The 7,821-nt window shown below is 57.0% G+C and carries 5 protein-coding genes; all 5 read right to left on the bottom strand.

Annotation, left to right across the window (positions count from 1 at the left end; translation table 11 throughout):
- Window positions 1–1,447: XrtA/PEP-CTERM system histidine kinase PrsK (gene prsK, locus AC1DUB_RS27880; RefSeq protein WP_477732322.1), on the bottom strand; the 1,447-nt coding region annotated here is incomplete at its 3' end.
- A 52-nt stretch (window positions 1,448–1,499) separates the two neighbouring features.
- Window positions 1,500–2,873 carry a TIGR03013 family XrtA/PEP-CTERM system glycosyltransferase gene (locus AC1DUB_RS27885; RefSeq protein ID WP_477732323.1) on the bottom strand — a complete coding sequence of 458 codons (1,374 nt, stop codon included), beginning with the start codon at window positions 2,871–2,873 and terminating at the stop codon, window positions 1,500–1,502.
- A 299-nt stretch (window positions 2,874–3,172) separates the two neighbouring features.
- Window positions 3,173–5,008, bottom strand: a complete 1,836-nt coding sequence (locus AC1DUB_RS27890) for a hypothetical protein (RefSeq protein ID WP_477732324.1) — start codon at window positions 5,006–5,008, stop codon at window positions 3,173–3,175.
- 94 nt (window positions 5,009–5,102) lie between these two features.
- On the bottom strand, window positions 5,103–6,308 hold the full coding sequence (locus tag AC1DUB_RS27895) for a pyridoxal-dependent decarboxylase, exosortase A system-associated (RefSeq protein ID WP_477732325.1): 1,206 nt from the start codon (window positions 6,306–6,308) through the stop codon (window positions 5,103–5,105).
- Between the two features lie 80 nt (window positions 6,309–6,388).
- Window positions 6,389–7,821: acyl-CoA ligase (AMP-forming), exosortase A system-associated (locus AC1DUB_RS27900; protein ID WP_477732326.1), on the bottom strand; the 1,433-nt coding region annotated here is incomplete at its 5' end.

Genomic DNA, 7,821 nt, shown 5'->3' on the forward strand with positions numbered 1-7,821 from the left:
CGTCAAACTTGCGCACCTCCAGCAGCGCTTCTGTGGCCTGCATCTGGGCCAAAAAGCTGGCCGCCTGCTGACCTGCTGTTTTCAGCAGATCATTGACCTCCCAGTTCACATCGATGCGCGTACGCGGGCTGGCCAAAATACAAAAACCAATCAGCTCTTTCCCCACCATGAGCGGCACGACCAGCCATGCTTGGGCCAGCTCCTGCAGCCAGGTCGGTAGCTTCAATTCACCGTAGCGCTGGGAATGAGATCGGTACTCCTCCAAGTTGATCACCCAGCCGCTGGTCATCATGAATTGGCAAAATGGCGAGTTGCCTTCTTCCTTTTCCAGCGTTTGCGGCAGATTCCAGCGTGCCGTTTGACTGAATGCCGCCTCGCCCATCGCCTTCATCCACAGCCCTCCCGCTGGACTCTCCAGCATGTCTGCCAGACCGCGAATCACCTGCTGCCCCATTTCCTGCGGAGTATTGTTAGCCGACAGGGTGTGCGTAAACTTCAACCATTCCTCGCGGTAGTCAAAGCGGTAGCGAAAAAAATGCTTGCCTAAAAATACCCGCAACTTGGCACGCACGGTTCCCGACAGTCCCAGAACCAGCAGGATCACAAGGGCAAAAAATACCAGTCCCAATTGGAGTGCACGCCCCCACTCGCCTCCGTAGTAGCGAACGTAGTAGCCCACACTCGATATGAATATCAGATACAGGCCAGCCATCAGCAGCGTGGCGGTTTGAAACGCTGCTTTGGGAGATATACGAATTTTTGAAATCCAGTCGCTGCGCCGCGACATTGACAACAACAACAACGGCACGACTAAAGTATGTACAGTACCTCGTATGCTAAGGGCGTCTGCGTCCAGGCGATTGAATAAAACGGCCTCCGAGAACACATACAAGTCGAACACAAACGCGCTGAACAGCCCAAGACACAAGGGCTTGATGTTCCAGCGCRAATCTTCGGTCACATTACGGAACACCTGCTCAAGCAAGACCAGGCCAAAGACCGCCGAGGCCATTGCGCTGAAAAGAATCGATCTTGAGGCCTGTCCGAAAACGCTAATGCGCAATGCGCCTAAGGTCAGCGCCAGGAGTCCGAAGAAGACCACAGCGACTGCAAGCGGCGTTATCCACGTCATGCCGACCGGTCTGTCTGGAGCACCATTTGAGCGAAGCAGGATCAACAAAAACGCATACCAACAACCGTACCTGAGCAGGTCGGACACGGTGCTGAACAACAAGAACAGCGGTATTCCCGTCAACAAAAACGCCAGCCCAGTCCATCCCCAAAGGGCGCTCAATGTCACTGCCGCAATGACCGTTGTTTTGGACCGCTCGCGCACTGAGCGCAAATAGCCGAGATGAATCAGCCGAAGCACAAAAGCAGAATAGGACAAGCCCACCAAGCCATAGCCCCACGCCGCCAATACAAGGGTGCCGCTATCGTTTTGCATGGCTCAAAAATTGAGGCACCGCAGCACCGTCAAAACCATAGTGGTGAGCAGCTCATTGCGAGCCCTTGCACATCAGGACAACACCCACGGTTTCAAAGAGAACGACAAAATCAAGAAGCAAACTGTTATTTTTTACATAGTAAAGGTCGTACTGGAGTTTTTCAGCTGAGTCTTCGATAGAGGCTCCATAGTGGTACCGTACCTGTGCCCACCCGGTTACGCCTGGTTTGACACTGTGGCGTACCGCGTAATACGGCATCTCTTTGATCAGTCTGGCCACAAAATAAGGTCGTTCCGGACGCGGTCCCACCAGACTCATATGGCCGATGAGCACACTGAACAGCTGCGGCAACTCATCAATGCGCAGCCTTCGTATCACGCGGCCGACCCGCGTGACCCGGTCGTCAGTCGCCGAAGCCCAACGGGGTTGGCCGTCTTTCTCGGCATCGGTGCGCATGCTGCGAAATTTGATCAGGTAGAAAAGTCGCCCGTTAAGACCAACACGTTGCTGCACGTAAAAAATTGGGCCACTGCTCTCCATCAAAATCAAAATGCCAGTCACCAGCATGATGGGAAATGTCAGCAGAATCAATAGCGTCCCCCACACAATGTCGAAGAGCCGCTTGCTCATGGTGCGCACCAAGCCTTGGTTAAATCCCTCGCCAAAAATGAGCCACCCTGCATACACTGCGTCAAGCCTGATCTGACCCAAGGCTATTTCAAAGTAGGTGGCGATGTCGACCACTTGAACACCCTGCACTTTGCAATCGAGCAATTCACGCAGAGGCATACTGCCACCACGACGCTCCGACAAGGCGACCACGATCTGATCGACCTGATGCTCCCGCACAATTTCAGTGAGGGACTTTTCGGTTGACAACAGCGCCCATGCGGAGACCTCCTTAACGTCCTCATTGGGGCCGGCGTAATACCCCACCAGATCCGCGCCGGGACCTGCCTTTTTCAGTGCTACGCCAACCAGCTTGGCACGTTTACCCGCGCCAAATACCAATACACGCGGACGCTTTGTGTGGGTTACATGCACCCGGTTAACCAGCATCAGAGCCCCTGCAGCCACCAGCGCCAGCACAAAAGACCTCTCATCGTCCAGATGGCGAGGTGAAAGATGAACAATTACGTAGGCTAAGGGAAACGAAATACACAAGGAGAGAACCGCGCGGGCACTGGTTTGCCCCACTGTACGGCTATGCACTCGGCCATAAAGCCCAAGACCGGAATTGATAATCAGCATGCCGACAGCGAACAAGAGTGCCGGGATCAAAACGATAGATGCGACTGAAGCTGAAGCCGGATTCTCCATCTGGAGAAGGATGGCTGCCGTCGTGGCAAACACCACCACGCCAAGATCAAAAAAAATCTGTAAAAGCGTCAGCCTGTAAAAGTAATGACTGAATATTTTTATCACGTTAAACCTTAGGTCTCACGATAAAAACCAAGTAAATACTGCGCACAAGCACCCGTCACCTATGCCCATCATGCTGCCGATAAGCTCAGCGAAAGTCAAAAGGTAAATGCTGATTTACAGTTAGAGTTAACTGCAGAGTTACGGGTAACGCCTAGATGGTTAACGCCTAGATGGTTAACGCCTAGATAAGACTTTCATGCTATACGCCATTTATTGCATAGATGGAGGGGTGAAAGACGAATAATGACGTAGGATAAAGACAACAAATCATTACAAACGTTTCAGTAACAATCAAGTTCTTACGTCGTTTGAATAGAATAAAGTATCAAGAAGTAATACAGGAAAGCCACTCTGGGCACATCCATGAAGCTGCTAACCAGCCCCACCAACAAGGCCGCAAACACAGAAGCCGTAAGGTAAGGGGACAATGGCAGCGACCGGGCACGGCCAATCACCAGATGCCAAAGCGCATAGGCCACCAGCGCAGCCAGAAGCAGCAAACCGGCCAGCCCCCGCTCGACCAGCACTTCAAGAAACAGGTTGTCCATATGCCAGGGTACAAAATAGGACAGTGCGGCGGGGAACCAGTGCGTCAACCCCTTGGAGAATTCGCCATTCTCTAGCAACTCCTCCCGATGCGGCCCGATCAACCGCAAATTGTCGAAATCCGCGACCCCTCCGGCGTTACCGACCGACAGCGAGAAAATGCCCAGGCGTGGCGTATGCCACGCCCCGCCCGCCAAAACCGGACCTACCAGCGGCAGCGTAAGCGCTTGCCATGCGGTCTTGCCCGGCAAAACGCGAACGAATGCCGACTGGCAACCCCCGTCATACAGCAAATGTCTTTCGCACAGTTCGAGGTGAACATCGGTTTCCTTTTGAACCCGAACTTCCAGATTGACGAAGTGCGGACCCTTTGAAACCTGACTCACCCGCTGCGTCAAAGCATACAGTCCGCCCAGTTCTTCCACCGTGCCGGGGCCGCGCACGGTCACAAAACCGTTGGCTACCGCGCCTGGTTCCTGTTCATAGCGCATCTTTGCATCACCCGAAAATTCGCCTTCCGGACCCTGAGCTGCATAATTTGCGGGCAAGCGCCCAAGGCCCTTACCCAGCACCCAGTCGATGGGGCCATCCAGCAAGTCAAGGCCGCGCTGCCAGTGCTCAAGGCGGCTAGCCAAGTCACGGCTTGTACTGGCCAGGCGCTCGGTCATGAACGAACCTCCGCCCACTACAGCCACCACCTCGGTCACCAGTGCCAGCGACAGCATCAGTCCTGCCTTTGCGCGCCAGCTCTCGGGCTCGTGCCGTCGCCAGACGCGGCCAAAAAATTCCCGTGCGTTGAAATCAGTCTTTTGCGACCACAACAACATGCCCAGCAGTACCAAAGATCCCGCAACGGCAAGGTAGACGCCACGGGAAAACGTGGTCAGGCAGGCATAGCCCGTCAGCAAAGCCAGTGCAGCAGCGGCTGCCCAAGCCAGGGGGCGACGGGCAGAGACGACGGCCCACACAACAAAAGGCGTGGTCAAAACCAGGTAAGCGTCAATCGCCGCGCCCCCCACATGCATCTCCCAAAACAGGGAGGCCGTGCGGTAGTGCGTCGAAAAATTCGTTAACCCGGGAAATGCTGCACGCTCCCACACCACTGCCAGCGTGACCACTGTCAACCCCGCCACGATGCCGGTGGCCAGCCGCTGACCCGCAAGCGCCCTGGAGTGGGCAAGTTCATGTTGCAGCAAGGGAGTAAAAAGCAGCGCGAAGCCCAGACTTTTGAACACGCGCAAGCTGTTCAACGAGTCGGTATAGCCGGCGAACCAGTCAAAGGAAAAGCCACCGGCGTCCGCCAATCCGCGGTAAAAAGCCAACAGGCCCGTACCAGCCAGCGAAGCCATCAGCCCCCAAAAAACGACAGGCATTCTTGCGTCGGTGCCTGATCGGGAAGAGCAGGCCAAACGGCTATAGCCGCCTGCCAGGGCCCCCAACAACAAGATGTCGAACTCATCAAAGACGAGCCACCCCGTCCACGGAGAGAAATTCAGAAACGGCAGGCAGGCGGGCAGCACAAAGAGCCATACGCCCGGCCGCCAGGCCGTCGTTGCGCACCATAGCCAGAAGAACACCAGCACCGCCATTGGCCACAGGGGATGGTGCAAGGCCAGTACCGACCCTGCAAACAAACCACCCAAAGCCGCGAGCAGCCAGGCGGGGTTCTTCAGTGGTCCGCCCCTAAACAAGAACCTCAACACAAGCCGGATGCCCCAAAAACCCCTGTGGACTGGCGCTTGCGCCATAAGCGCCCGACTGGAACACCACCACCAGATCACCCACTTGCGCCGGGGCTAAGCTCATGCGATCGGCCAGCAGGTCCAGAGGGGTACACAGGGGCCCGACAACAGAAGCGGTCTCTTTTTCCAGCGCATCAGTCTTGTTGCCAATCGTCACGGGATAGTTCTTGCGAACCACCTGCCCAAAATTGCCTGACGCGGACAAGTGGTGATGCAGCCCGCCGTCAGTCACCAAGAACACCTGCCCGCGTGATGTCTTGCGGTCGACAACACGGGCCACATAAACACCGGCCTCGCCCACCAGGTATCGGCCCAGCTCGATGACAAACGAGGCATCGGGCAGCTCGGTCTGGGCCCGTTGGGCGAGTCGGGCCAGGTTGTCGCCAATAGGTGCCAGATCCAGCCTTTGCTCACCCGGAAAWTAGGGAATCCCAAACCCACCCCCCAAATTCAAAAAGCGCACCGACGCGGGCGCATGCTGTGCCAGCCGCAGCGCCAACTCGTAAGACTTTTGCTGCGCTTCACAAATGGACTCGGAGTGCAAATTCTGCGAACCGGCAAATAAATGAAAGCCTTCAAAGGCTAGCCCAGCCCGGCCGATATCGGCCAGCAGATCAGGTATCTGCTCCACATCCACGCCAAACTGCTTGGGGCCGCCACCCATTTTCATGCCCGAACTTTTGAGTTCAAAATCCGGGTTAACCCGCACCGCCACACGGGCCGGCAGGCCCAGCTCGCTGGAAATCGCCGCCAGTGCCGCCACTTCGCGAAATGATTCAAGGTTAATCAGCACGCGCGACGCCACTGCCTGGCGCAACTCGGCGTCACGCTTGCCGGGACCGGCAAAGCTGATGTCCTGCGGGTTGGCCCCGGCATCCATTGCCACCCGCAACTCGCCCGCAGACGCCACGTCAATGCCGTCCACCAACCCGGCCATCAACCCGACCACCGCTGGCATCGGGTTGGCCTTCATCGCGTAGTGCAGCTTGACTCCCTGGGGTAGCACGTGGCGCAGCGCTGCCACCCGTGCGCGCACCAACGAGCGGTCATAGGCGTAAAAAGGCGTTTGCCCCACCCGCGCAGCGAGCACAGACAAGCGCTCGCCACCAATGACCAGCTCCCCGTCGCTGACGTGAAATTGATTCATGGGGGCATGCACGGGCAGCTGACGTTCAGTGACGGACATAAATTTTCTTCCGTTTTTAATTGCAGGTCGGGGTGGTGCGCTCAAGCGGAATCGGAATGCCGCTGAACCCACTCGGCTGACAACAATTTTCGGTCGATCTTGCCATTGGGATTACGCGGCAGCGGCCCGGCGACCATTTCAATGCCCGCTGGCACCATGTACGCGGGCAGCCGTGCGCGGCATTCAGACATCAAGGCATTCATATCTGTAGCCCCCGCTGAACCTGCGGGAGTAGCTATCACATGTATAGCCTGACCCAGGCTTGGATGATCCACGCCAAAGGCCACGCACTCGCCCACCAGTTGGGTCGCGTACAAAATTTCTTCCACCTCGGTGGGACTCACCCGGTAACCCGACGTTTTTATCATCTCATCGCGTCGGCCAATAAAATACAAAAACCCTTCGGCGTCCGTACGGACCGTGTCACCCGAAAAAACTGCGTATTCGGGCAACTGCAGGCCCGGCTGTCGTCCGGGCGCGTCGCAAGCCAACAACTTGTAGCGCTCAGCCGTCTTTTCGGCATCGTTCCAGTAACCCATACCCACCAGGGCACCGCGGTGCACCAGTTCACCAGGCTCCTCGGGGCTGCAGGGTGAACCATCTTCCCGCAGCACCAGGATTTCGGCATTTGGAATGGCTTTGCCGATCGAGTCAGGTCGCCGGTCCACCTCGCTCGGCGGCAGGTAGGTGGAGCGAAAAGCCTCAGTCAATCCGTACATCAGGAAAGGGCTGGCTTGGGGCGCCCGCTGGCGCAGCAGGTTCAGCGTTTCGCGCGGCATGCGTCCACCGGTGTTAGCGAAATAGCGCAAGTTCTCGTTGATGGCCGCAGGCCATTCCAGCTGCGCCAGCTGTATATACAAAGGCGGCACGGCGGTCAGGCCGGTCACTTTTTCCCGGTCCATCGCCTTGAGCACATCGCGCGGCATCAGGTAGTTCAGCAACACCACCCGCGCACCCGAATGAAATGCTGTGGTCAGCTGACTGAACCCCGCATCAAAAGACAAAGGCAGTGCCGCCAGCAGTGTGTCTTGCGCGTTGTTCTCAAGGTATGACGCCACGCTTTTGGCGCCCGCCACCATATTGCGATGCGATAGCACCACTCCTTTGGGTTTCCCGGTACTGCCCGAGGTGTAAAGAATGGCGGCCATGTCGGTATCAATGACCCGGTATCCGGGCCTGGGCGCGCTGCCGAGCAAGTCACTCCAGTGAGTCAGCTCCCAAGGCCTTGCGACGCTCTCTGCCACGCTTTTGTTCATGCTCTCGCCCGCCTGGTCCGAGTTCGCTACCGAATCGGTTACCACCACATGCCGCAAGTCATGGCACCCGGGCAGAAGGTCTCGCATCAAGGTGAGACGCTCAGGCGAAGTCACCAGCACGCGGACATTGCAGTCGCGCAAAATGAAAGCCACCTGCTCCGGCTTGAGCAGGGGATTGACTGGCACAAATACCGCCCCGGCCTCTGGCGCRCCAAAGC

Source organism: Polaromonas sp. P4_F9, assembly GCF_056401235.1.

What these genes read in the sequence shown, in the direction of transcription:
- AC1DUB_RS27890 (WP_477732324.1), bottom strand. Translation starts at nt 5,008, where the DNA reads ATGGCGGTGCTGGTGTTCTTCTGGCTATGGTGCGCAACGACGGCCTGG.